The sequence below is a fragment of the Devosia sp. MDV22-iso42 genome (assembly GCF_058629155.1).
Map to the genome: position 1 here is coordinate 906,849 of NZ_JBZVWR010000006.1, position 22,925 is coordinate 929,773.

The following is a 22,925-nucleotide window of genomic DNA, read 5'->3' on the forward strand; positions in this document are numbered from 1 at the left end:
CGGGCACGGCGTTACCGCCGTGATCGCTGCAATTCTAACCGCGACGGCAGTGCCCGGGAATTATTCCCACTCGATGGTGCCGGGGGGCTTGCTGGTGACGTCATAAACGACGCGGTTGATGCCGCGGACTTCGTTGATGATGCGGGTCGCGGTCTTGCCGAGGAAGTTCATGTCGAACTGGTAGAAATCGGCGGTCATGCCATCGACCGAGGTCACGGCGCGCAGGGCGCAGACGAATTCATAGGTGCGGCCATCGCCCATGACGCCGACGGTCTGCACCGGAAGCAGCACGGCAAAGGCCTGCCAGATCTTGTCGTACTGGCCGGACTTGCGGATCTCGTCGAGATAGATGGCATCGGCCTGGCGCAGGATGTCGAGCTTTTCCGGGGTAATGCCGCCGGGGCAGCGGATGGCCAGACCGGGACCGGGGAACGGGTGGCGACCGATGAAGCTTTCGGGCAGGCCCAGTTCGCGGCCGAGGACGCGCACTTCATCCTTGAACAGTTCGCGCAGCGGCTCGACGAGCTGCATGTTCATGCGCTCGGGCAGGCCGCCGACATTGTGGTGGCTCTTGATGGTGACCGAGGGGCCGCCGGTGAAGGACACCGATTCGATGACGTCGGGATAGAGCGTGCCCTGGGCAAGGAAGTCGGCGCCGCCGAGCTTTCTGGCTTCTTCCTCGAAGGTCTCGATGAAGAGGCGACCGATGATCTTGCGCTTGGTCTCGGGATCGGAGACGCCATCGAGTTCGCGCAGGAACACCTGCGAGACGTCGACATGGACGAGCGGGATATTATACTCGTCGCGGAACATGGTGACGACCTGTTCGCTCTCGTTGAGGCGCATCAGGCCATGGTCGACATAGATGCAGGTGAGCTGATCGCCGATGGCTTCGTGGATGAGCACGGCGGCCACCGAGGAATCGACGCCCCCGGACAGGCCGCAGATGACCTTTGACGTGCCGACTTGGGCGCGGATCTTTTCGATCATCTTGGCGCGGTAGGTGGCCATGTTCCATTCGGATTTGAGGCCAACGATGTTGTGCACGAAATTAGCCAGCAGCTTGCCGCCATCGGGCGTGTGCACCACTTCGGGGTGGAACATGGTGGTGTAGCGCTTGCGGGATTCATCGCCGGCAATGGCGAAGGGCGCGTTGGGCGAGGTCGCCATGACCGTAAAGCCCTCGGGCAGTTCGGTGACGCGATCGCCATGGCTCATCCAGACCGGATATTTGCCACCGACTTCCCAAACACCGTCGAACAGCGCGCTGGGCTGCAGGATTTCCACATCGGCCCGACCGAATTCGCGGTGATGACCGCCTTCCACCTTGCCGCCCAGTTGCAGGCAGAAGGTCTGCTGGCCATAGCAGATGGCCAGGATCGGCAGGCCTGAATCGATGATCGACTGCGGCGCGCGCGGGCTGCCTGCGTCGGTGACCGAAGCGGGTCCCCCCGAAAAGATCACGCCCTTGGGTTGCAGCGCCGCGAAGGCCTCCGCCGCCTTGTTGAAGGGATGGATTTCGCAATAGACCCCGGTCTCGCGAATGCGGCGCGCGATCAACTGGGTGACTTGCGAGCCGAAGTCGACGATGAGGATCGATTGCTGGTTGTCTGTGGGGTCTGGCGTTTTCATGGCAAGCCCTTAGCTGTGCTGGCGAGATTCCGCAAGATGGTGGCGTGCAGGACGGCCGTGCCGGAGCGAGGATAGCAGTGCGCCGGGCAACCAAATGCGATAGGGAACGTTCCGCGCCATGCGCGTCCTGTTCCAGCCAGAGTTCTCCCGTGTCCCCTCACCGATTGTCCGGCGCCGACTTTCTGCGCGCCGCCGCCTGCATGCTAGTGCTGTTGCACCATGTGGCGTTCCGCCTCGACCTCAACAAGGCGCCCGAGGGCATTCGGCCGGTGCTGGATTTCCTGGTCATGGGCAGCTTTGGCGTGGCGGTATTTTTCGTGCTCAGCGGCTTCCTGCTGGCCCGGCCGTTCTGGCTGGCGCTGGACCGGGGCGAGGCCATGCCTGACCTGGGCGTGTTCGCGCTGCGCCGCGCCGCCCGCATCCTGCCCGGCTTCTGGCTGGCGCTGGTGGTGAGCCTGGTGCTGAGCATCACGGTGAGCGGCAGCGACCTCGATGGCGAGCACGTTATCCGGTTTCTGGCCGGGTTTTTCCTGGTCAGTGACTGGCACTGGCTGACGCTGTTTCCCGTCGACAATAACGGCCCGCTGTGGTCGATCGGCTTTGAGGTCACGTCCTATGCGCTGCTGCCGCTGTGCCTGGCGGGGTTGTTCCTGCTCGGCAAAGGCGGATGGACCGCCCGGCTGGCCTGGCTGGGCGTGATCGGGCTGGTGCTGGTGGCGCATGCGGCGGTGGTCCAATGGGCGCCGATCGACGAGGTCGGGCGCGGCTGGAATCACGGGCTGATCGGCGGGGCCAAGGCCTGGATGCCGCGTTTCAATCCGATCGGCTTTTTTGCCATTTTTGCCCTGGGCGCGCTGGCCGCCGGGGTGCAGGTGCAGGTAGGCCATCTGCGGCACTGGGCCTTCGACGTGCTCGGCGTGCTGGCAGTGCTGGCGGCCGGCTGGGTGATGGCCAGCCATATTGGCGGGCTCAACGAGGGCTTTGGCTGGCTGGGCGTTCCCTATGGCTTCCCGGCCATGCCGCTGGCCATCGGGGCGGCGCTCGTCGCCCTGCCCTCCTCGGTCATGGCCGGACGGCTGCTGGACAACCGCCTGTCGCGCTATGTCGCCGAGATTTCGTTCGGCATCTATATCTGGCACTTCCTGGTGATTGGGCTTTTGGCGCGGCTGGTGCCGCCGGCCTTTGACTCGCGTGGGGACGATGCCTGGACGGTCTGGCTGTGGTCGACCGCGGTGACCCTGGTCATCAGCTTTGCCGTGGCGACGGCGAGCTTCTACCTGCTCGAACGCCCGGCCGTGCGCTGGGCTCGCGGGCTCGAGGGCCGAGTGGGCAAAAAGCCCCTCGTCGCCCGCCCTGTCAGTTCAGCAGGGCAATAGACAGGTTGAGCAACGACGCAAAACCGACCCATGCTGCGTAGGGAACAAACAACCAGGCCGAAAGCCGGTCGACACGCCGTGCCACCAGGATGAAGGCAATGATCAGCCCGAGGATAACCAGGATCACGGCAAAGGCGGGCCAGAGCATCTGCCCGATGAACCAGATGGGCGACCAGATCCAGTTGAAACCCATCTGGGCGAACCAGACCTTCATCGCGGTACTGCTGGGCGCCAGCATCCAGATGCGCCAGCCGGCCACCGCGATCATGACGTAGAGCGTGGTCCAGACCGGTCCGAAGATCCAGTTTGGCGGATTAAAGGGTGGCTTGGTCAACCCCTCGTACCAGGCGCCAGGAATGGATTGGGTGCCGATCAGGCCGCCGACGCCGATGACCACGACGAGGAAGACCGCCAGGGTGACCCAGGTGCGGGGGGCGCCGTAGTCGATGGTTGGTGCAGCGGTCATATCGGGCAGTTCCGTAAACTGGTTCTGGTCTGGTTACGCTGGCGGCAGGGCTACGGTTCACTGCCCCTCGGGCAGGATGCAGTCGGCCAGCACGATGGTCATGGTACCCGATGCCCCCTCATCGGGGGTAAAATCCACGCTGACGCTATCCTCGCCGGCCGACCAGCGGCCCGTAACGGTGGCAAAGAGCGGCGTCGTCTCGGCGCGCTGCGGCAGGCAGCCGCTGCGCCGGTGGCTGCCATCGGGCTGGATGATGTCGGCAATGGTGACGCGCTGGCAGCCCATGGGCGTGCAGCGCTCGGACAGCTCGACAGACCGGTTTCCCGAGGGCGCGGCAAGCACGTGCCTGGTATCGGGGGCCGGCATGGCAAACCAGAGCGCCGCCGCAGCGCTGGCGACCAGGGCCACGCCCGCAATGATGAAGATGCGGATGGTGATGAGCGCGCGCCGTTTTTCGGCCTCGGGCTGCTCCTGCGTCATGCGGCGCGGCGCAGGATGTTGACGTAGAAGCCATCGGTGGCGGTCAGACGCGGGGTCAGGGCGATGCCGCCGCCGGCCGTCAGGGTGCCGGCGGGCGCGGCACTGCCGAAGGCGGTCTGCCAGAGGGCACTCGCATCGGCCGAGCCGAAGCCGGGATGGGCGGCGATGAAGGTGGCAACCTGATCATCATTCTCTTCGGGCAGGATGGAGCAGGTGATGTAGACCAGCGCCCCGCCCGGCTTGAGGAAACGCTGGCCCTCGGCGAGAATGGCGGCCTGTTCGGCGACGCGCTGCGCCAGCAGCTCGGGCGAGAGCTTCCACTTGGTATCGGGGCGGCGCCGCCAGGTCCCGGTGCCGGTACAGGGGGCGTCGATGATGACGCGATCCATCTTGCCGACGAGGTCGTCGAGCGCGCCGGGCAGCGGGGCGCGGACCTGGACATTGCGGGCGCCATTGCGCTTGAGCCGGTCATAGATCGGCGCCAGGCGGTTGCGGTCGCTGTCATAGGCAAAGATCTGGCCCTTGTTGCCCATGGCCGCGGCCAAAGCCAGGGTCTTGCCGCCCGCGCCGGCGCACAGATCGAGCACCTGGTCGCCCGGCGCGGCGCCAGCGAGCGCAGCGACGATCTGGCTGCCCTGGTCCTGCACCTCGAACCAGCCCTTGAGGTAGCCCTCATCGGTGGTGACATTGGGGGTGCGGGCATCGCCCGGGCCGGCCGGCATGGTGACGCCAAGCGCGGCAATGGCGGTGGGCACGGGGTGAAACCGGTCAAGCGACTTGAGCACGCGGTCGCGCTGGGCCTTGAGGGCATTGGTACGCAGATCGAGCGAGGGGCGGCCGGCCATGGCCCCGCCCTCGGCGATCCAGTTTTCGCCAAAGGCGCGTTCGAGCGAGGCGGCGAGCCATTCGGGCACGTCGGCGCGGATATAGGCCGGAGTGTCCTCGGGCAAGGGGCCGGTGACGCGGGCGATTTCTTCGACGCTCAAGGGCGCGGGCGCGTGATCGTCGGTGGCGAAGCTCTCATTGAGGGCGGCGGGGTCCATGGCCCAATCGCGGATAGCGACGGCCAGCACCAGCGCGCGCGGGCTGTCATCGGCCATCAGGGCGGCATGCGAAGCGCGGCGGCGCAGGGCGTCATAGACCAGGTTGCCGATGGCGGCGCGATCACCGGCCCCGGCAAAGCGGTTGGCGATGCCCCAGGCCTTGAGCGCTTCGGAGACCGGGCGCTTGCGCGTCTCGACATCGGTCAACACGGCAATAGCGGCAGAGAGGCGGCCTGGAAGGCGCATGGGGCAAGCTCAGGTAAGGAAGACGCGAAAGAGGACCATTAGCCAGAGGATGACCAGAACCGCAAGGCCGGCGCTGTAGACAGTGAAGCGCCGCAGGACGTGATTGGTGGTGACATGGATGATGGCGTGGACGTAGCGCAGGGCCACGAAGAGCCAGGCAGCGACGACTTCGAGCCAGGTGACGCCGCCCAGCAGAAGGGCCAGCAGGGCCGCGACGTAGAACAGCACCGGCAGCTGGAACTGGTTGTCGAAGCTGTTGGAGAGCAGCCGCGCCCGGAGGGGATAGGCGGTGCGCTCGACGGCAATGTCGGCCATGGGAATTTCGCCCGACATGACGCGCGGCACGCGCTCGCGGCCCATCAGCACAAGGATGGCCACGGTCAGCAAGGCCTGGGCGGCGATGGACAGGATCAGGAGCTTGGCGACGAGGGGCATGAGTGCAGCTCCGCTAAAGTGTCCTATACGCGCGGCAAGGGCTTCTGGATGCATGGCATTTCTGGCAGGGGAAGGATCCGCGCGGCGATAACCGGGCGGTTGGAGGCAGGTGGACGGACCCCGAGGCGGCGATCGCCTCTGGTAAATTTAAAAAATGAGACGACGCTCGCCTCGGGGTGCCGGTTTTTGGGACTGTCCGGTCCTAGGGGTCGCTCGCCCTGTCGCAACCGAACTTGGAACCTGTGGAAGAGGCAAAACCTCCACCCGGCTCACCGCGCCACTGTTCGCCTGCAGGCCGCCCATGCGGGGTGATGGGCCTGATTATGGCACGGGGTCGGGACGCGAGGATAAACGGCACAATGTGACCGACTTTCGGCAAGTGTAGAGCCCTCGGGTCAAGCCCGAGGGTGACGGTCTACAGGTGGAGAAGTCCCCCTGCCCCGGCCTAGCGGCCGGAGCGGTAGTTGGGGGATTCGCGGGTGATGGTCACGTCGTGGACGTGGCTTTCGCTGAGGGCAGCGCCGGAAATCTTGACGAAGACCGCATTGTCGCGGAAGTCCTTGAGATTGTGGGCGCCGGTATAACCCATGGAGGCGCGCAGGCCACCGGCGAGCTGGTGCAACACGGCGCCGGCAGCGCCCTTATAGGGCACCTGGCCTTCAATGCCTTCGGGGACCAGCTTCATCTGATCGCGCACATCCTGCTGGAAGTAGCGATCAGCCGAGCCCGAGCCCATGGCGCCGACCGAACCCATGCCGCGATAGGATTTGTACGAGCGCCCCTGGTGCAGATAGACCTCGCCGGGGCTTTCATCGGTGCCGGCGAGCAGCGAGCCGACCATGACGCAGGACGCGCCGCCGGCCAGGGCCTTGGCCATGTCGCCGGAGAACTTGATGCCGCCATCGGCGATGACCGGAATGCCGTGCCGGTCGCCCTCTTCGGCGCAGGCCATGACGGCCGCCAGCTGGGGAACGCCGACGCCCGCGACGATGCGGGTGGTGCAGATCGAGCCGGGGCCAATGCCCACCTTGATGGAATCGGCGCCGGCATCGATCAGCGCCTTGACCGCCTCGGCGGTGGCGACATTGCCGGCGACGATGCGCACGCCATTGCTCTCGCGCTTGACGCGCTCGACGGCTTCGGCAACGCGGACGGAATGGCCATGGGCGGTATCGATGACCAGCAGGTCAACGCCGGCATCGATCAGCTGCAGCGAGCGCTCGAAGCCGGCATCGCCGACGGTGGAGGCAGCGGCAACGCGCAGGCGGCCGTGCTCATCCTTTACGGCGTTTGGATTGAGCTGGGCCTTTTCGATGTCCTTGACGGTGATCAAGCCGGTGCAGCGGTAATCGGCATCCACAACCAGCAGCTTTTCGATGCGGTGGGTATGCAGCAGAACCTTGGCCTCTTCCTTGGAGATGCCGTCGCGCACGGTGACGAGCTTTTCAAAGGTCATCAGTTCGCGGATCGGCTGGGCCGGATGGGAGGCAAAGCGCACGTCGCGATTGGTCAGGATGCCGACCAGCTTGCCGGTGGCGCGGCCGCCCTTGCCGCCATTCTCGACGACCGGAATGCCAGAAATACGATTGGACTGCATCAGCGACAGCGCATCGGCCAGGGTGGCGTCCGGGCCGATGGTGATGGGATTGATGACCATGCCGCTTTCAAACGACTTGACCATGCGGACCTGCTCGGCCTGCTGCTCGGCGGTGAGGTTCTTGTGAATGACGCCCATGCCGCCGGCCTGGGCCATGGCGATGGCCATGGCGCTTTCGGTGACCGTGTCCATGGCCGAGGAGAGGATCGGCAGGTTGAGCGCGATATCCTTGGTCACAAAAGTGGAAATGTCGGTTTCGGTCGGCAGGATGTCGGACCGGGCGGGCTGCAGCAGCACGTCGTCAAACGTCAAAGCCGCGTCGCCAGTGATCGTTGTAATAATCTTCGCCAAGGCCAGACCTTTCCGGACTTCTGAATGGATCAGAACATGAAGGATGTTGAACCGGGCGGAAGTGGTTTCGTCGGGTTCAGGTTGGCGAGGGTCAATAGCACCGGCCGCGGGGCTTGCATAGGGGGCGCGCCCGCATGACAGTTTTGACATGAAGGCAGCGCTGGCGGATGAGCCAAGCGCATGGTCGCAAAGAGAATAATTCTACCATACAAGATGGCATTGAGGCTTCTCAGGAACGGGTCGCGCGTTCATAGTGCGGGGGTCGCATTCGCGATGTTTCCGATTCCTCCCCGGTTCAACTGTCGTGATCCGCGCCACACCCCTCATCCTGGCGGTCGCCCTGTTCATGGAACAGATGGATTCGACCGTGATCGCCACCTCGCTGCCGGCCATTGCCAGCGATATCGGCAGCGAACCGATTGCGCTCAAGCTGGCGCTGACGGCCTATTTCGTGGCGCTGGCGATCTTCATTCCGATCAGCGGCTGGATGGCCGACCGCTTCGGGGCCAAGAACGTGTTCCGGGCGGCCATTATCGTGTTCATGCTGGGCTCGCTGGCCTGCTCGTTTTCGTTTTCGCTCGAGAGCTTTGTGGGATCGCGCTTCCTGCAGGGCATTGGCAGCTCGATGATGACGCCGGTGGGCCGGCTGCTGCTGGTGCGCTCGACGCCGCGCAACGAACTGGTATCGGCCATGGCGTGGCTGACCATTCCGGCGCTGCTGGGGCCGCTGACCGGGCCGTTGATCGGCGGGTTCCTGACCACCTATCTTAGCTGGCACTGGATCTTCTGGATCAATATCCCGATCGGCATTGCCGGCATCATCCTGGTCAGCATCTATCTGCAGGTGCCCGAGGAGCATGCGCCGCGCAAGCTCGACTTCAAGGGTTTCCTGATCGCGGCCGTGGCGTTTTCCGGCACGGTCTTCGGGCTGTCGGTGGTCAGCCTGCCGGCGCTGCCGATCGCCTATGGCTATGCCACGCTGGCGATCGGGGTGGGTGCCGGGGTGCTGTATTTCTGGCATGCGCGGCGCACCGAGCATCCGCTGCTTGATCCCGCCCTGTTCCGGCACCGGCTGTTCCGCTCGGCGATCATCGGCGGCTCGTTCTTCCGGGTCGGGGTCGGCGCCGTGCCATTCCTGCTGCCGCTGATGCTGCAGCTGGGCTTCGGGCTGACGCCGTTCCAATCGGGCGCCATCACCTTCGTCTCGGCCATCGGCGCCATCATGAGCAAGTTCCTGGCGGAGCGGGTCTATGCGAAATTCGGCTTTCCGCGCACGCTGGGCTTTGCCGCCTTCTTTGGCGGCGGGCTGATCGCGGCGCAGGGGCTGTTCGAGGCCGATACGCCGGTGCCGCTGATGATGGCCATCCTGCTGGCGGGCGGGGTGCTGCGCTCGGTGTTCTTTACCGGCGCCAATGCGCTGGGCTATGCCGATGTCAGCGATGCCGAGGCCAGCCAGGCCACCGCCATCGTCGCCGTGGCGCAGCAGCTGAGCGTAGCCTTCGGCGTGGCGGTGGCCGGCGCCATTCTCGAGATCAGCACGCAGATGCGCGGCAGCGCACTGCAGCTGGTCGACTTCCAGATCGCCTTCTTCGTGGTCGGGGCGCTGAGCGCGCTGGCCAGCTATATCTACTGGCGGCTTCCCGTGGATGCCGGCAGCGACGTTTCCGGCCACATCGCCCTCAAGCGGCGTGACCGGGCGCCAGATTCGGCAGATTGACCTTGTCCCGTATCACCCCCCTCATCCTGGCGACGGCGCTGTTCATGGAAAACATGGACTCCACGGTCATTGCCACCTCGCTGGCGGCCATTGCCGAGGATATCGGCAGCGACCCGATTTCGCTCAAGCTGGCGCTGACCGCCTATCTGGTGGCGCTGGCCATCTTCATCCCGATCTCGAGCTGGATGGCGGACCGGTTCGGCGCGCGCAACGTGTTCCGCGTCGCCATGGCGGTGTTCGTGCTCGGCTCGATCGCCTGTGCCTTTGCCGACTCGCTGACGACCTTTGTCGGCGCTCGGTTCCTGCAGGGCATGGGCGGGGCGCTGATGACGCCGGTGGCGCGGCTGGTGCTGGTGCGATCGACGCCGCGGCATGACCTGGTCAATGCCATGGCCTGGCTGACCATTCCCGGGCTGATCGGGCCGATTGTCGGGCCGCCCTTTGGCGGGTTCCTGACCACCTATTTTTCCTGGCACTGGATCTTCCTGATCAATGTGCCGATCGGCATTCTGGGCATTGCGCTGGTGAGCAAGTTCCTGCCCGATACGGTGCGGGTGGCGCCGCGGGCCATCGACTTCAAGGGATTTAGCCTGGCGGCGCCGGCCTTTGCGCTGTTCGCCTTTGGCACCTCGGTGATCAGCCTGCCGGCGCTGCCGCCCATGGTGGGGGTCGGCGCCACGATCATCGGGCTGGTGCTGGCTTTTCTCTATACCCGCCATGCGCTGGCCACCGACAATCCGCTGTTTGACCTGCGGCTGCTGCGCTTTCCGTTCTTCCGCAGTGCGGTGGTGGCGGGCACCTTCTTCCGGCTCGGCCAGGGCGCCATCCCGTTCCTGTTTCCGCTGATGCTGCAGCTGAGCTTTGGCTATACGCCGTTCGAATCCGGCATGATCACCTTTGCCGGCGCCATCGGGGCGATCGTCGCCAAATTCGTCGCCAATGGCATATTCATGCGCGTGGGCTTTCGGCTGGCGCTGGCGCTGTCGACGGCGATCTCGGCGCTGGGCCTGCTGGCGATGGGGCTCTACACGCCCGAGACCGCCGTGCTGCTGATCGTGGCCATGCTGGTGTTTGTCGGCTTCTGGCAATCGATCTTCTGGACGGGCAGCAATGCCTTCGTCTTTGCCGATATCGAGGACAAGGATGCCGGCCAGGCCAATGTGATCAGCCAGGTCTCGACGCAGCTGTCGATTGCCCTGGGCGTGGCGCTGGGCGGGGGCATGCTGGAGGCCAGCCAGGCGCTGCGCGGCGGCGAACTACTGCTGGCGGACTTCCACTTCGCCTTCATGGTGCTGGCGGCGGTATGCCTGATCTCGACGGTGATGTTCCTGCGGCTGCCCAGGAATGCCGGCCACCAGCTGACGAGCGGGCCGCATGGCGGCGGGGAGCATTAAGGCGCCCCGCCGACTGTCTAGAGCATTTCACCGTTTCTCCGAAACGGCTCAATAGCTCCAGCACTTTGGTTTGTCGCGTTTTCGAACCGGAAAAGCGGAGCCACTTTTCCTGAAAACGCTCTAGCGGTCGTATTCACCCGCGCCGGGGACGGTGTCGTTGCTGCCCTTGAAGCCCTTGGCGATGAGATAGGCCTCGGCGGAATCCGAGCGGCTCGCGGGGGGCTTGGCGTGATGGGTGGTCTTGAAGTGGCGCTTGAGCATGTGCAGCAGCTCATGCTCGGTGCCGCCCTGGAACACCTTGGCGATGAAGACGCCATTGGGCGCCAGCACGTCGAGGGCGAAGGCGGCGGCAATCTCGATGAGCTGGACGATGCGCAGATGGTCGGTGGGGCGATGGCCGGTGGTCGGCCAGGCCATGTCGCTCATCACCAGGTCGGCCTTCTTGCCGCCCATGGCCTCGATCAGCATGGCGGGGGCGTCGTCATCGGTGAAATCCTTCATCAGCAGCTTCACGCCGGGAATGGGATCCATTTCGAGATAGTCGATGCCGACGATCAGGGGATTGGCATCGGTGGAGCCGATGGCACGGGCGGCCACCTGCGACCAGCCGCCGGGCGCGGCGCCCAGATCGACGATGCGCATGCCGGGGCGGAACAGGTGGTGCCGCTCGTCCATTTCCTTGATCTTGAAGGCCGCACGCGAGCGGTAGCCGGCGGCGCGGGCCTTGGCGACATAGGGGTCGTTGAGCTGGCGCTCGAGCCATTTGGTCGAGCCGGTCTTGCGACCCTTGGCCGTCTTGAGCCGGATCTTGAGGTCCTTTTCGGACTTGCGTCCGCCGGTGCCGAGAGCTTTATCCACCATTGGGTGTTCTCCGAGGATAGCGCGAGGCACGCGACCGGGCACGGTCGGCATCCATCAGCGAAATGAGTATGCCTTCGCGCAGGCCACGATCGGCGACGCGGACGCGGTCGGTGGGCCATTCGCGGCGAATGGCTTCAAAGATGGCGCAGCCGGGCAATACCAGATCGGCGCGGTCGCGGCCAATGCAGGGATGGGCGACGCGGCGTTCGAAGGGCATGGCCAGCAGCACCTTCATGGTCTCGTCGACCTGGCCGCGCTGCATCCACAGGCCATCGACCTTCTGGCGCTCATAGCGCTCAAGGCCCAGATGCAGGCCCGCCAGGGTGGTCACCGTGCCCGAAGTGCCGATCAGGTGCACATCGTGGCTGGCGATCATCTGGCGCAGTTTTTCGCGGCCGCGGAACTGGCGCAGGTGCTCGCTGACATGGGCCACCATGGCCTCGAAGATCGCCGGGGTGACGTCGACACCTCCGAACTTTTCGGCAATGGAAACAACGCCGACCGGCAGCGACTGCCAGGAGCGGATGGAGGCCGCCATGCGGCCCTGCGACTTGGGACGGCCGCCGCGGAAATCGAGCCAGGCCAGTTCGGACGAGCCACCGCCAATGTCGAACATCAGGGCGCCGGACGTCTCCATGTCGATGAGGTCGGCGCAGCCGGTGACGGCCAGTTCGGCCTCGGTCCGGCGATCGACGATCTCGAGATCAAGCCCGATCTCCTCCTTGACGCGGGCCAGGAAGGCGGGGCCGTTTTCGGCAATGCGGCAGGCTTCGGTGGCGATCAGGCGCATGCGGGCGGGCTGGTGCTCGCGCAGCTTGTTGCGGCACTGGCGCAGCGCCTCCATGGTGCGTTCCATGGCGGCATCGCCGAGGCGCCCGGTCACCGACACGCCCTCGCCCAGCCGGACAATGCGGGTGAAGCCATCGAGCACGCGGAAGCCGTGATCGTGCGGGCGGGCAATCAGCAGGCGACAGTTATTGGTACCCAGGTCGAGCGCCGCATAAAGCGGCCCGCGATGCTTGCGAGTCGGATTGGGGGCGGGCGCTGTCCGCGTGTCCGTCTGGGCGGGAGGCCTGATGGTCCCTGCCCTCCCCGCCTGGTCAGGACCAGTGGGGGTACGGAGTGCCGGCTCGTCCGAGGACCGAGGTACGGCGGCGGACCGATCGGAATCGGTCACTGTGATCTCCTGATGTGCGCGGTCGCTGGTCCCGGACTGGCCGGTAGCGCCCGATCGCACTTAATTGCGTGTCGGGATCAACGGTAGAGCAAGGGGCGGCCAAGCGCAATGCAATGCATTGCCGGCAGCATGCAGTGGCGGCAGGGCCCTGATGCAGAAGACGGCAAATGCAGCAGCTGCAAACAGAATAGGCAGATTGCTGCAGGAATGGGCGACGCGTCGCCGACGCGCTGGCCATATCGATTCAGCTCTCTCAGGTAACCCATTGCGTTTGCAATTCTTTTCTGGACGAGGAGGCTTGGCACGGTTTGTGCAGTTGGAGCAGCAGGGCTTGATGTGAGCCCGACATATTGGCGTCCAGCGTTGGGCGCCCCCGCATGGCAAAGCTGCCAATCGTTTCGCGACCGGTTCTTCCGGCGCGCCTCGATTGGCAGCTTTTTTTGTTTTGTGCCGCGCCGAACAGGAGAGCACCTATGAGCGAGAGACTGGTCATTATCGGCAACGGCATGGCGCCAGGACGGATGCTGGAGCATCTGTTCGAAACGGCGCCGGGGCGGTTTGCCGTCACCATTTTCAATGCCGAGCCGCGGGTGAACTACAACCGACTGATGCTGTCGCCGGTGCTGTCGGGCGAAAAGACCTATGAAGAGATCATCACCCATGGCGATGACTGGTATGCGCAAAACGGCGTGACGCTGCACAAAAGCGCGCCGGTGACGCTGATCGACCGGGTGGCGAGGCGGGTGGTCTCGGCCAATGGCATCGTCGCCGAATATGACCACCTGGTGATCGCCACCGGATCGAGCCCGTTCATTCCCCCGGTGCCGGGGCACCAGCTGCCGGGTGTGGTCACCTATCGCGACCTCGACGATGTCGACAAGATGCTGGCGGCCGGCAGCGGCTGCAAGGTGGTGGTGATCGGCGGCGGGCTGCTGGGGCTGGAAGCGGCGGCCGGGCTCAAGATGCAGGGCATGGACGTCACCGTGCTGCATCTGGGGCCGACGCTGATGGAGCGCCAGCTCGATCCGGCGGCTGGCTACCTGTTGGAAAAGGCCTTCACCGATCGCGGCATCAGGGTGATCACCCAGGCCAATACAAAGCAGGTGCTGGGAAGCGACCGCGTCGAGGGCGTGGAACTGGCCGACGGCACGGTGATCGACTGCGCCATGGTGGTAATGGCGGTGGGCATCCGCCCGGCCACGGCGCTGGCCAAGAATGCGGGCCTGGCGGTCAATCGCGGCATCGTGGTGGACGACCAGATGCGCACCGAGGATCCGCATGTGTTTGCCCTGGGCGAATGCGCCGAGCATCGCGGCACCTGCTATGGCCTCGTCGCGCCGCTCTACGAGATGGGCAAGGTGCTGGCGGACACGCTGATCGGGCAGAAGGCGGACTACCAGGGTTCGGTGACCTCGACCAAGCTCAAGGTCACCGGGATCGACCTGTTCTCGGCCGGCGACTTCGGTGAGGGTGAAGACCGCGAGGAAATCGTGCTGCGCGACGCCAGCGCCGGCGTCTACAAGCGGCTGGTGCTCAAGAATGACCGCATCATCGGCGCGGTGCTCTATGGCGAGACCTCGGACGGACCCTGGTTCTTCGACCTGCTGAAACGCGGAGTGGATACGCGCGAGATGCGCGACACCCTCGTATTCGGCCAGGCGTATCAGGGGGGCGCCCCCCTGGACCCTATGGCGGCCGTTGCAGCCTTGCCGGATGAGGCAGAGATCTGTGGCTGTAACGGCGTGTGCAAGGGCAAGATCACCCAGACGATTACCAGCAAGGGCCTGACCGGGCTCGATGGCGTGCGCGCCTTCACCAAGGCGTCGGCCTCGTGCGGCTCGTGCACGCATCTGGTCGAGCAGTTGCTGCACCTGACACTGGGTGCGGGCTACAACCCCGCGGCGGTGCAGCCGATGTGCGGCTGCACCGAATACGGGCATGACGATGTGCGGCGGCTGATCATCGCCAAGGGACTCAAATCGATCCCCGCGGTGATGCAGGAGCTGGAGTGGAAGACCAGCTGCGGCTGCGCCAAGTGCCGGCCGGCGCTGAACTACTATCTCGTGTCCGACTGGCCCGGTGAATACGAGGACGACGGGCAGAGCCGCTTCATCAATGAGCGGGTGCACGCCAATATCCAGAAGGACGGCACCTATTCGGTGGTGCCGCGCATGTGGGGCGGCATGACCAGCCCCAAGGAGCTGCGCGCCATTGCCGACGTGGCCGACAAGTTCGCCATTCCGGCCGTCAAGGTGACCGGCGGGCAGCGCATCGATCTGCTGGGGGTCAAGAAAGAGGATCTGCCCGGCGTCTGGGCCGACCTCAATGCTGCCGGCATGGTGTCGGGCGCCGCCTATGCCAAGGGGTTGCGCACGGTCAAGACCTGCGTCGGCTCGGACTGGTGCCGCTTCGGCACGCAGGATTCGACCGGCCTTGGCATCCGCATCGAAAAATTCATGTGGGGCGCCTGGACGCCGGCCAAGCTCAAGCTTGCCGTGTCGGGCTGCCCGCGCAACTGCGCCGAGGCGACCTGCAAGGATATCGGGGTGATCTGCGTGGACAGTGGCTACGACATCCACTTTGCCGGCGCGGCCGGGCTCGATATCAAGGGCACCGAACTGCTGTGCCACGCCGACAGCGAGGACGAGGCGCTCGAGATCATCGTGGCGCTGACCCAGCTCTATCGCGAACAGGGGCGCTATCTCGAACGCATCTACAAATGGGCCAAACGGGTGGGTACGCCATCGATCCTGGCCAATGTGGTCGATGATCGCGACAAGCGCCGGGCCTATTACGAGCGCTTTGTCTATTCGCAGACCTTTGCCCAGATCGACCCCTGGGAAGAACGTGTCAACGGCAAGGATGCGCATGAATTCGCGGCCCTGGCCGAGTTCGGCATGCCGGTGGCGGCAGAGTGATGGAGCAGATCATGAACGGCTGGATCGACATTGGGGCGGTGGACGCCATCCCGCGGCGCGGGGCGCGCTGCGTCAATATACCGGGCGGCAAGATCGCGGTGTTCCGCACGCAGGAGGACCAGATCTTTGCCATGGACAATAGCTGTCCGCACAGAGCGGGGCCGCTGAGCGAGGGAATCGTGCATGGCGCGGCGGTCACCTGCCCGCTGCACAGCTGGGTGTTCGACCTGGCCACCGGAAAGGCGCAGGGCGCAGACGAGGGCGCGGTGCGCATTTATGCCGTCAGCGTGGTGGACGGGCGCATCCTGATGGCGCCCGAACTGGTACTGGCGGCGGCCGAATAGCAGAACCTCCGAGGGCCGGCCTCAGTCCTCGTGACCGGGGCGGGTGATCTTCGGCGGATCGCTGGCGGGAAAAGAGTCGGCGAGCTCGCGGTCGAGTTCGGCATCAAGCTCCTCGTGGGTGCGCTCGCGATGCTCGCTGTCCGTGGCAGGCTTTGGCGTGGCTGGTACAGGCTTGTCGGTGGCCATGAATTGTCTCCTGTGGGTCGGCGATGGTCGTACAACAGGTGATGTCCCGTGACGTCCAATACAACCACCTGCGCCGCCCTGCCCCCGGGCATGGGTGTCGATCTTGCAGGTCGGCCGGCGCCCTTTCCAGGGCCGGCGCCGAGCATGGCCGACTGCGACAACGCTGCAGGCGGCTGCGGCAACAGCGTCGCCGGGGTCGGTTATATCGTTCACTCCCAACTGTTTAACCGGACGACCTGAGGGCCGGGTCGCTGCGTCATCTTGCAGGTTGGAATGGCGGGCATGGCTGCGCATAATGCAGGCAATCCGGAGAACCGCGTTTCATCGGGCAGCATACAGGACGAACCATGACCTTTGGCCTGACCGCAGAACTGCTGGCGCGCATCCAGTTCGCCTTCACCATTTCGTTCCACTTCATCTTTCCGGCCTTTTCGATCGGCACGGCCAGCTATCTGGCGGTACTGAACGGGCTGTGGCTGTGGAAGCGCGACCCGGCCTATCTCAAGCTGTTCGAATACTGGAAGACCATCTTTGCCGTGACCTTCGGCATGGGCGTGGTGTCCGGCATCGTCATGAGCTACCAGTTCGGCACCAACTGGTCGGTGTTTTCGCAGCGGGCCGGCGCGGTGATCGGGCCGCTGATGGGCTATGAGGTGCTGACCGCCTTTTTCCTCGAGGCGGGGTTCCTGGGCATTGCCCTGTTCGGGCGCAAACGCGTGGGCGACGGGCTGCACATGGTGGCCGTGGTGGTGGTGGCGGTCGGCACGCTGATCTCGGCGACCTGGATCCTGTCGGTCAACAGCTGGATGCACACGCCGCAGGGCTTTTCCATCGACGCCAGCGGCAATTTCGTGCCGGAAGACTGGTGGGCGATCGTCTTCAACCCCTCCTTCCCCTATCGGCTGGTGCATACGGTACTGGCGGCGTTCCTCACCACCGCCTTCGCGGTGGGCGCCGTGGGCGCCTGGCACCTGCTCAGGGATCGCAGCAACCGGCAGGCGCAGATCATGTTCTCCATGGCCATGTGGATGGCGGCCATCGTGACGCCGCTGCAGATCGTGGCGGGCGACATGCATGGCATCAATACGCTGGAATACCAGCCGGCCAAGATCGCCGCCATGGAGGGCCATTATGAAAGCCATCCCGACGGCGCGCCGCTGATCCTGTTCGGCATTCCCAACGAGGCGGAGCAGCGCATGGACTATGCGGTGCAGATTCCCAAGCTGGGCTCGCTCATTCTTGAGCACGATCTCAATGCGCCGATGCGAGGGCTGGACGCCTTTCCGGAGGCCGACCGGCCGCCGGTGACGATCCCGTTCTTTGCCTTCCGCATCATGGTGGGTATCGGCTTTGCCATGCTGGGCGTCGGCCTGTGGTCGCTGTGGTCGCGCTATCGCAAGACGCTGTTCACCAACACCTGGCTGCATCGCGCGGCGCTGGTCATGGGGCCATCGGGCTTCGTGGCGGTGCTGGCGGGCTGGTTCACCACCGAAGTGGGGCGGCAGCCGTTCACGGTCTATGGGCTGATGCGGACCTCCGAGAGCCTGTCGCCGGTCGATGCGCCGGCCGTGGGCGCCTCGCTGGTGGCCTTTGTCGTGGTATATTTCCTCGTCTTCGGCGCGGGCGTCTTCTACCTGTTCCGCCTGTTCCGCCGCCCGCCGGTGCTGGACGACGACCACGAGCTCGACAAGGGTCCGACCCGGGCCGCCGGCATCATGCCGGGACCCGCGCAGGAAGACAGCATTCGCGAAGGAGCTGATCGTGGCCATTGATCTGCCGACAGTCTGGGCTGGCATCATCGCCTTTGCGGTGCTCGCCTATGTGGTGCTGGACGGGTTCGACCTGGGGGTGGGTATCCTCTTCCCGTTCTTTCCCGAGCGGCATGATCGCGACATCATGACCAATTCGATCGCCCCGGTCTGGGACGGCAACGAGACCTGGCTGGTGCTGGGCGGCGGCGGGCTGATGGCGGTGTTTCCGGTGGTCTATGCCACGGTGCTGCCGGCGCTCTACATGCCCATTATCCTGATGTTGCTGGGCCTGGTGTTTCGCGGCGTGGCCTTTGAGTTTCGCCACCGTACCATCCGCGGTTCGATCTGGTGGGATGTCGGGTTCTGGCTGGGGTCGACCATTGCCGCCTTCTGCCAGGGCATTGCCCTGGGGGCGCTGGTGCAGGGCATCACCATTGTCGACAATGCCTATGCCGGCGACTGGTGGGAGTGGCTGACGCCGTTCTCGCTGGTGACGGGCTGCGCGGTGACGGTGGGTTATGCGCTGCTGGGGGCCACCTGGCTCAACCTCAAGACCAGCGGCGACCTGCAGGCGACGGCGCGGCGGCTGGCCATGGTCACCGGGGTCGGCACGGTGGTGCTGATCGGCGTGGTCTCGCTGTGGAGCCCGTTCATCGACGCGGTCTATTTCGAGCGCTGGTTCGGGTGGCCGACGGCCTTTTTCTCGGCCTTCGTGCCCATGCTGCTGGCGGTCTGCGTCTTCGCGCTGTGGCAGGGCCTGACCACCGACAAGCACCTGCAGCCGTTCCTGGCGGCGCTGGGGCTGTTCGTGCTCAGCTTTGTCGGGCTGGGGATCAGCTTTTATCCCTATATGGTGCCGGGGGCGCTGACCATTGCTGGGTCCGCGGCGCCGGAAAGCTCGATGATCTTCCTTTTGGTGGGCGCCAGCGTGCTGATCCCGGTGATCCTGATCTATACCGGCTACGCCTATTGGGTGTTCCGCGGCAAGATCGACCCCGAGGAGGGCTACCACTGATGGCGGTCAAGCCGGTGTTGTCCCGGCTCGGCTGGTTCGTCGGCCTGTGGCTGGCAGGGGTGCTGAGCCTGACCGCGGTGGGGCTGGTGATCAGGGCGTTCCTGAGCTGACCCCTGCCCCGCAGCGCGACCTGCCCGATCAGGGCGCGTCGCGGTCGGCCGCTTGCAGCAAAGCCAGCACATAGGGGGCAAAGGAGCGCCAGACCTCGAGGCGGAAGGCGTCGGGGCCGGTGCGCCAAAGCACGATCTCGGCCTTTTCGAAGATGGTGCGGGTGACCATGCCGACGGGAAATGCCGCCAGCGACAGGTCCAGCGGCACGCCCGCATTGAGTACGGCGGCGGCTTTGGCGCCCCCGATCAGCAAGGCCGTCTGGCGGTGCGAGATATCCACCAGCGCCCCGGCAAGGCCGTCGAGCGCCGCCGTCAGGGCCTGATAGAGCGCGGCGGTTTCCGCGGAAGGGGCCAGCAGCAACCATTCATCCGGACCCAGCCAGAGGGCCGAGCGGTCCCCTGACGTGGCGGAGGTGAGCGGGTGGGTGGGCATGGCCACGCCGAAGGCGGCGCCCACCGCTGCCATGGCATCGCTGCCGCGCAGCACGAAGCGGGCGGCAGGTGCAGCTGGGGTCAGGGTCACATTGATGGCCGGGATGGCGATGGGCAGGCTGCCGGTGCGGGCTGAGCTGAGGTCAAGCATTGATGCGGCCCCCTTCCTTGTCGAAGAAGATCGGTTCGGTAACGGTGACGGCGATGCCGCCATGGGGCATGGGGACATGCAGGGTGGTGCCCAGGCGTTCCCTGCCGCTGGCGACCAGCGCCATGGCGATCGAGCGGCCCAGCGTCTCGCTCCAATAGGAGGAGGTGACGTGGCCCAGAGCCGGCGTGCCGGTCTTGGGTGAGGCTTCGAGCGTGATCTGGGCCCCCTCCTCCAGCACGACCTTTGGATCGGCAGTGAGCAGGCCGACCAGGTGCTTGCGGTCGGGCTTCAGCATGTCCGGTCGGCGCAGCGAGCGCTTGCCGACAAAGTCCGCCTTGGTCTTGCCGATGGCCCAGTCGAGCGCCAGGTCGGACGGCGTCACCGTGCCGTCGGTCTCCTGGCCGATGATGATGTAACCCTTTTCGGCGCGCAGGACGTGCATGATCTCGGTGCCATAGGGCGTGAGGCCATGCGGGGCGCCGGCGGCGTGGATGGCCTCCCAGACAGCGCGGCCGTAATCGGCCGGGACGTTGACCTCAAAACCCAGCTCGCCAGTGAAGCTGACGCGGAACAGCCGCATCGGCACACCCAGAATGGTGCCCTCGCGCAGGCTCATATGCGGCAGGGCCTCGTTGGACATGTCGATGCCCTCGACGAGCGGCGCCAGGATGTCGCGGGCCTTGGGGCCCTGGATGGCGATGACGGCCCATTGCTCGGTGGTTGAAGTCAGCCAGACCTTGAGCTCGGGGAACTCGGTCTGCAGGTAATCCTCCATATGCGCCAGCACGCGCGGCGCGCCGCCGGTGGTGGTGGTGACGTGGAAGCGGTCGGCGGCAAGGCGGCCGATGACGCCGTCGTCCATGACAAAGCCGGCCTCGGTGAGCATCAGGCCATAGCGGCAGCGGCCCACGCCCAGCTTTTGCCAGGGATTGGTATAGAGCTTTTCCATGAAGGTGGCCGCGTCGGGGCCGACGACCTCGATCTTGCCCAGGGTGGTGGCGTCGAAGAGGCCTGCGGCATTGCGGGCGGCGCGGCATTCGCGGTTGACGGCGGCGTGCATGTCCTCGCCGTCTTTCGGGAAATACCAGGCGCGTTTCCACTGCCCGACATCCTCGAACACGGCGCCATTGGCGGCGGCCCAGGGATGGATCGGGGTCTGGCGAACCGGATCAAGCAGTTGGCCACGGGCATGGCCGGCCAGGGTGCCGAAGGTGACCGGGGTGAAGGGCGGGCGGAAGGTGGTGAGGCCAATGTCCGGGATGGGCTTGTCGAGTTCGGCCGAGGCAATGGCGAGACCGTTCATATTGCTGGTCTTGCCCTGGTCGGTGGCCATGCCGGTGGTGGTATAGCGCTTGATATGCTCGATCGAATGCATGCCCTCGCGCACGGCCAGCTTGATGTCCTTGGCGGTGACGTCGTTCTGGAAATCGACGAAGGCCTTGATTTTGGTAAGGTCCTGGGTGGTGGGCACAGCGCCGTGGAAGCCGCCGGACGGGGCGATAGCATCGGTGGCGACGTATTGCCTGCTGCCACCGGCACCCTCGTTGAGCGCGGCGGTGAGATCGAAAGTGCCGTTGCAGGCGCCGGCCGAGCGGGCCGCCTGGGCATAGGCACCGGGGAGGTAGATCTGCCGGGCGGCATCATAGGCCAGCTTGCCGCGCGACTGGGAGAAGAGGTGCACGGCCGGGGTCCAGCCGCCGGCCATCAGCACCAGATCGCAGTCGACCTGGTGAAGATTGGTTAGCAGACTGTCAGCATCGAGGGTCCCCAACTGCACGCCGGTGACGCGCTGGCGGCCCGAAACGGCATTGACGACCATGCCATTGGCCATGGGGAGGCCGGCCGCCTTGGCGGCAGCACGGCCTGGGCCATCCGCGGCAGGACGCAGGTCAGCGATCATGGCGATGGCGACGCCGGCCTGATGCAGATCGAGCGCGGCGGCATAGCCGGTATCGTCGGCGGTAAAGACCACGGCGCGTCTGCCGGGCAGGACGCCGTAGCGGTTAGCATAGGTCCGTGCGGCCGAGGCGAGCATGACGCCGGGCCGGTCATTGTCGGGAAAGACCAACGGGCGCTCGATAGCGCCGGTGGCCAGCACGACCTGTTTGGCGCGCACCTTCCATAGGCGCTCGCGCGGCTGACCGGCGGAAGGCGCGGCCAGGTGATCGGTGAGGCGCTCGGCGAGACCGAGCAGGTTCTGCGCGTAGTAGCCGAAGGCCTGGGTGCGCGGCAGCAGCGTCACATTGATCATCGACGCCAGGCGGGCCAGTGTCATCGCCAGCCAGTCGGCAGCGGGCACGCCGTCGATCAAAGCATGGCGCTCGTCGAGCAGGCCACCGCCGAGTTCGGCCTGTTCATCGGCCAGCATGACCGCGGCGCCGGTTTCGGCAGCGGCCAGGGCTGCGGCGAGGCCAGCCGCGCCCGCGCCGACGACCAGCACGTCGCAATGGGCATATTGCTGGGCATAGTGGTCGGGGTCGGCGACCTTGGGCGCCTTGCCGAGGCCGGCGGTGCGCCGGATGGCCGGCTCGTAGAGCCGGTGCCAGAGGCTGAAGGGCCACATAAAGGTCTTGTAGTAAAAGCCTGCGCCGAGCAGGCCGGCGGGGGCCAGGTCGTTGACCTCGAGCAGGTCGAAGCCCAGCGAGGGCCAATGGTTCTGGCTGGTCGCGACGAGGCCCTCATAGAGCTCGACCTGGGTGGCGCGCTGATTGGGCGCCGAGCGGCCCTTGCCGCGATCGATGTCGACCAGGGCATTGGGCTCTTCCGAACCGGCGGCGAGGAAGCCGCGCGGGCGGTGATATTTGAAGGAGCGGCCGACGAGATGGACGCCATTGGCGAGCAGCGCCGAGGCGAGCGTATCGCCCTCGACACCCTGGAGGGCTTTGCCATCAAAGGTGAAGTTGATGGTCTTGCCGCGATTGATGCGGCCGCCGGAAGGGATCCGCATGGTCATTTCGCGCTCTCCGGGCGGGGTTCACCGGCCTTGTAGGTGGTGACGATCTTGTCGGAAATGGTGTCGCGCACGCAGTTGAAGAAGCGGCCGCAGCCATTGGTATGGCGCCAGCGCTCGGCATGCAGGCCCTTGGGATTGGATCGCAGGTAGAGGAAGTGGCTCCAGTCCTCGTCGCCGATGGCCTCCGGATCGGTGGCGCGGACGACATGGGCCTCGCCGGCATAGCGGAACTCCAGCTCGGGCCGTTCCATCTCGCAGTAAGGGCAGTGAATGAGCAGCATTGGTATGGT

At 65.5% G+C, this 22,925-nt stretch carries 20 protein-coding genes; 8 read left to right on the forward strand and 12 right to left on the reverse strand.

Annotated features, from left to right (window positions below):
• Positions 1 to 60 precede the first annotated feature (60 nt).
• Positions 61 to 1,632, reverse strand: coding sequence for a glutamine-hydrolyzing GMP synthase (guaA, locus tag AC4NN3_RS06070; protein WP_491926181.1), 1,572 nt, complete (start codon positions 1,630 to 1,632; stop codon positions 61 to 63).
• Positions 1,633 to 1,781: 149 nt separating this feature from the next.
• On the opposite strand from guaA, the gene AC4NN3_RS06075 reads away from it, so the two are divergent.
• The gene (locus AC4NN3_RS06075; RefSeq protein ID WP_491926182.1) at positions 1,782 to 3,008 is read left to right on the forward strand and encodes an acyltransferase family protein; all 1,227 of its coding nucleotides are present in this window, start codon (positions 1,782 to 1,784) and stop codon (positions 3,006 to 3,008) included.
• Here AC4NN3_RS06075 and AC4NN3_RS06080 read toward each other — a convergent pair.
• The 5 genes from AC4NN3_RS06080 to guaB all read right to left on the reverse strand — a co-directional run bounded on the left by AC4NN3_RS06080 (position 2,989) and on the right by guaB (position 7,626).
• Positions 2,989 to 3,474, reverse strand: coding sequence for a TspO/MBR family protein (locus AC4NN3_RS06080; RefSeq protein ID WP_491926183.1), 486 nt, complete (start codon positions 3,472 to 3,474; stop codon positions 2,989 to 2,991). The genes AC4NN3_RS06075 and AC4NN3_RS06080 overlap by 20 nt on opposite strands.
• A 57-nt stretch (positions 3,475 to 3,531) precedes the next feature.
• Positions 3,532 to 3,954 (reverse strand): hypothetical protein, encoded by a 423-nt coding sequence (locus AC4NN3_RS06085; protein ID WP_193336375.1) that lies wholly within the window; start codon positions 3,952 to 3,954, stop codon positions 3,532 to 3,534.
• A complete protein-coding gene (locus AC4NN3_RS06090; protein ID WP_193336376.1) occupies positions 3,951 to 5,243 on the reverse strand; it encodes an RsmB/NOP family class I SAM-dependent RNA methyltransferase in 1,293 nt (430 codons plus the stop codon). Before AC4NN3_RS06090 ends, AC4NN3_RS06085 begins: the two co-directional genes overlap by 4 nt.
• Before the next feature lie 9 nt (positions 5,244 to 5,252).
• The gene (locus AC4NN3_RS06095) at positions 5,253 to 5,678 is read right to left on the reverse strand and encodes an MAPEG family protein (RefSeq protein WP_193336377.1); all 426 of its coding nucleotides are present in this window, start codon (positions 5,676 to 5,678) and stop codon (positions 5,253 to 5,255) included.
• Positions 5,679 to 6,123: 445 nt separating this feature from the next.
• Complete coding sequence (guaB, locus tag AC4NN3_RS06100) at positions 6,124 to 7,626, reverse strand: IMP dehydrogenase (protein ID WP_193336378.1); 1,503 nt, start codon at positions 7,624 to 7,626, stop codon at positions 6,124 to 6,126.
• 304 nt (positions 7,627 to 7,930) lie between these two features.
• On the opposite strand from guaB, the gene AC4NN3_RS06105 reads away from it, so the two are divergent.
• Both AC4NN3_RS06105 and AC4NN3_RS06110 read left to right on the forward strand, forming a co-directional pair.
• Positions 7,931 to 9,343: an MFS transporter gene (locus AC4NN3_RS06105; RefSeq protein WP_491926184.1), complete on the forward strand. Its 1,413-nt coding sequence runs from the start codon at positions 7,931 to 7,933 to the stop codon at positions 9,341 to 9,343.
• A 2-nt stretch (positions 9,344 to 9,345) separates the two neighbouring features.
• Positions 9,346 to 10,737 (forward strand): MFS transporter, encoded by a 1,392-nt coding sequence (locus tag AC4NN3_RS06110; protein ID WP_491926185.1) that lies wholly within the window; start codon positions 9,346 to 9,348, stop codon positions 10,735 to 10,737.
• A gap of 120 nt (positions 10,738 to 10,857) precedes the next feature.
• Here AC4NN3_RS06110 and AC4NN3_RS06115 read toward each other — a convergent pair whose 3' ends face one another.
• Together AC4NN3_RS06115 and AC4NN3_RS06120 are read right to left on the reverse strand one after the other, a co-directional pair.
• The gene (locus tag AC4NN3_RS06115; RefSeq protein WP_193336380.1) at positions 10,858 to 11,598 is read right to left on the reverse strand and encodes an RlmE family RNA methyltransferase; all 741 of its coding nucleotides are present in this window, start codon (positions 11,596 to 11,598) and stop codon (positions 10,858 to 10,860) included.
• Positions 11,588 to 12,775 carry a Ppx/GppA phosphatase family protein gene (locus tag AC4NN3_RS06120; protein ID WP_491926186.1) on the reverse strand — a complete coding sequence of 396 codons (1,188 nt, stop codon included), beginning with the start codon at positions 12,773 to 12,775 and terminating at the stop codon, positions 11,588 to 11,590. Before AC4NN3_RS06120 ends, AC4NN3_RS06115 begins: the two co-directional genes overlap by 11 nt.
• Before the next feature lie 473 nt (positions 12,776 to 13,248).
• Here AC4NN3_RS06120 and nirB point away from each other — a divergent pair, with 473 nt between their 5' ends.
• Positions 13,249 to 15,693, forward strand: a complete 2,445-nt coding sequence (gene nirB, locus AC4NN3_RS06125) for a nitrite reductase large subunit NirB (RefSeq protein ID WP_491926187.1) — start codon at positions 13,249 to 13,251, stop codon at positions 15,691 to 15,693.
• A gap of 8 nt (positions 15,694 to 15,701) precedes the next feature.
• A complete protein-coding gene (nirD, locus tag AC4NN3_RS06130; RefSeq protein WP_491926472.1) occupies positions 15,702 to 16,037 on the forward strand; it encodes a nitrite reductase small subunit NirD in 336 nt (111 codons plus the stop codon).
• A 21-nt stretch (positions 16,038 to 16,058) separates the two neighbouring features.
• Here nirD and AC4NN3_RS06135 read toward each other — a convergent pair whose 3' ends face one another.
• A complete protein-coding gene (locus AC4NN3_RS06135; protein ID WP_491926188.1) occupies positions 16,059 to 16,223 on the reverse strand; it encodes a hypothetical protein in 165 nt (54 codons plus the stop codon).
• A gap of 347 nt (positions 16,224 to 16,570) precedes the next feature.
• Between AC4NN3_RS06135 and AC4NN3_RS06140 the strand changes: the two genes are divergently transcribed.
• From AC4NN3_RS06140 to AC4NN3_RS06150, 3 genes are read left to right on the forward strand one after another with little or no spacing between them, the layout of a single operon-like run.
• The gene (locus AC4NN3_RS06140; protein WP_491926189.1) at positions 16,571 to 17,995 is read left to right on the forward strand and encodes a cytochrome ubiquinol oxidase subunit I; all 1,425 of its coding nucleotides are present in this window, start codon (positions 16,571 to 16,573) and stop codon (positions 17,993 to 17,995) included.
• Positions 17,985 to 18,989: a cytochrome d ubiquinol oxidase subunit II gene (gene cydB, locus AC4NN3_RS06145; RefSeq protein ID WP_491926190.1), complete on the forward strand. Its 1,005-nt coding sequence runs from the start codon at positions 17,985 to 17,987 to the stop codon at positions 18,987 to 18,989. The genes AC4NN3_RS06140 and cydB overlap by 11 nt, the downstream gene beginning before the upstream one ends.
• The gene (locus tag AC4NN3_RS06150) at positions 18,989 to 19,099 is read left to right on the forward strand and encodes a DUF2474 family protein (RefSeq protein ID WP_491926191.1); all 111 of its coding nucleotides are present in this window, start codon (positions 18,989 to 18,991) and stop codon (positions 19,097 to 19,099) included. The genes cydB and AC4NN3_RS06150 overlap by 1 nt, the downstream gene beginning before the upstream one ends.
• Positions 19,100 to 19,127: 28 nt before the next feature.
• On the opposite strand, the gene AC4NN3_RS06155 is transcribed toward AC4NN3_RS06150, so the two are convergent.
• The 3 genes from AC4NN3_RS06155 to AC4NN3_RS06165 are packed head-to-tail and all read right to left on the reverse strand — an operon-like array spanning position 19,128 to position 22,916.
• On the reverse strand, positions 19,128 to 19,682 hold the full coding sequence (locus AC4NN3_RS06155) for a sarcosine oxidase subunit gamma (protein ID WP_491926192.1): 555 nt from the start codon (positions 19,680 to 19,682) through the stop codon (positions 19,128 to 19,130).
• Positions 19,675 to 22,635, reverse strand: a complete 2,961-nt coding sequence (locus AC4NN3_RS06160; RefSeq protein ID WP_491926193.1) for a sarcosine oxidase subunit alpha family protein — start codon at positions 22,633 to 22,635, stop codon at positions 19,675 to 19,677. The genes AC4NN3_RS06155 and AC4NN3_RS06160 overlap by 8 nt, the downstream gene beginning before the upstream one ends.
• Complete coding sequence (locus tag AC4NN3_RS06165) at positions 22,632 to 22,916, reverse strand: sarcosine oxidase subunit delta (RefSeq protein WP_491926194.1); 285 nt, start codon at positions 22,914 to 22,916, stop codon at positions 22,632 to 22,634. Before AC4NN3_RS06165 ends, AC4NN3_RS06160 begins: the two co-directional genes overlap by 4 nt.
• Positions 22,917 to 22,925: the final 9 nt, after the last annotated feature.

Bases quoted from the DNA above. Each gene is read 5' to 3' on its own strand.
- guaA (WP_491926181.1), bottom strand. From the start codon at position 1,632: ATGAAAACGCCAGACCCCACAGACAACCAGCAATCGATCCTCATCGTC.
- AC4NN3_RS06080 (WP_491926183.1), bottom strand. From the start codon at position 3,474: ATGACCGCTGCACCAACCATCGACTACGGCGCCCCCCGCACCTGGGTC.
- AC4NN3_RS06085 (WP_193336375.1), bottom strand. From the start codon at position 3,954: ATGACGCAGGAGCAGCCCGAGGCCGAAAAACGGCGCGCGCTCATCACC.
- AC4NN3_RS06090 (WP_193336376.1), bottom strand. From the start codon at position 5,243: ATGCGCCTTCCAGGCCGCCTCTCTGCCGCTATTGCCGTGTTGACCGAT.
- AC4NN3_RS06095 (WP_193336377.1), bottom strand. From the start codon at position 5,678: ATGCCCCTCGTCGCCAAGCTCCTGATCCTGTCCATCGCCGCCCAGGCC.
- AC4NN3_RS06115 (WP_193336380.1), bottom strand. From the start codon at position 11,598: ATGGTGGATAAAGCTCTCGGCACCGGCGGACGCAAGTCCGAAAAGGAC.
- nirB (WP_491926187.1), top strand. From the start codon at position 13,249: ATGAGCGAGAGACTGGTCATTATCGGCAACGGCATGGCGCCAGGACGG.
- AC4NN3_RS06135 (WP_491926188.1), bottom strand. From the start codon at position 16,223: ATGGCCACCGACAAGCCTGTACCAGCCACGCCAAAGCCTGCCACGGAC.
- AC4NN3_RS06140 (WP_491926189.1), top strand. From the start codon at position 16,571: ATGACCTTTGGCCTGACCGCAGAACTGCTGGCGCGCATCCAGTTCGCC.
- AC4NN3_RS06150 (WP_491926191.1), top strand. From the start codon at position 18,989: ATGGCGGTCAAGCCGGTGTTGTCCCGGCTCGGCTGGTTCGTCGGCCTG.
- AC4NN3_RS06155 (WP_491926192.1), bottom strand. From the start codon at position 19,682: ATGCTTGACCTCAGCTCAGCCCGCACCGGCAGCCTGCCCATCGCCATC.
- AC4NN3_RS06160 (WP_491926193.1), bottom strand. From the start codon at position 22,635: ATGACCATGCGGATCCCTTCCGGCGGCCGCATCAATCGCGGCAAGACC.
- AC4NN3_RS06165 (WP_491926194.1), bottom strand. From the start codon at position 22,916: ATGCTGCTCATTCACTGCCCTTACTGCGAGATGGAACGGCCCGAGCTG.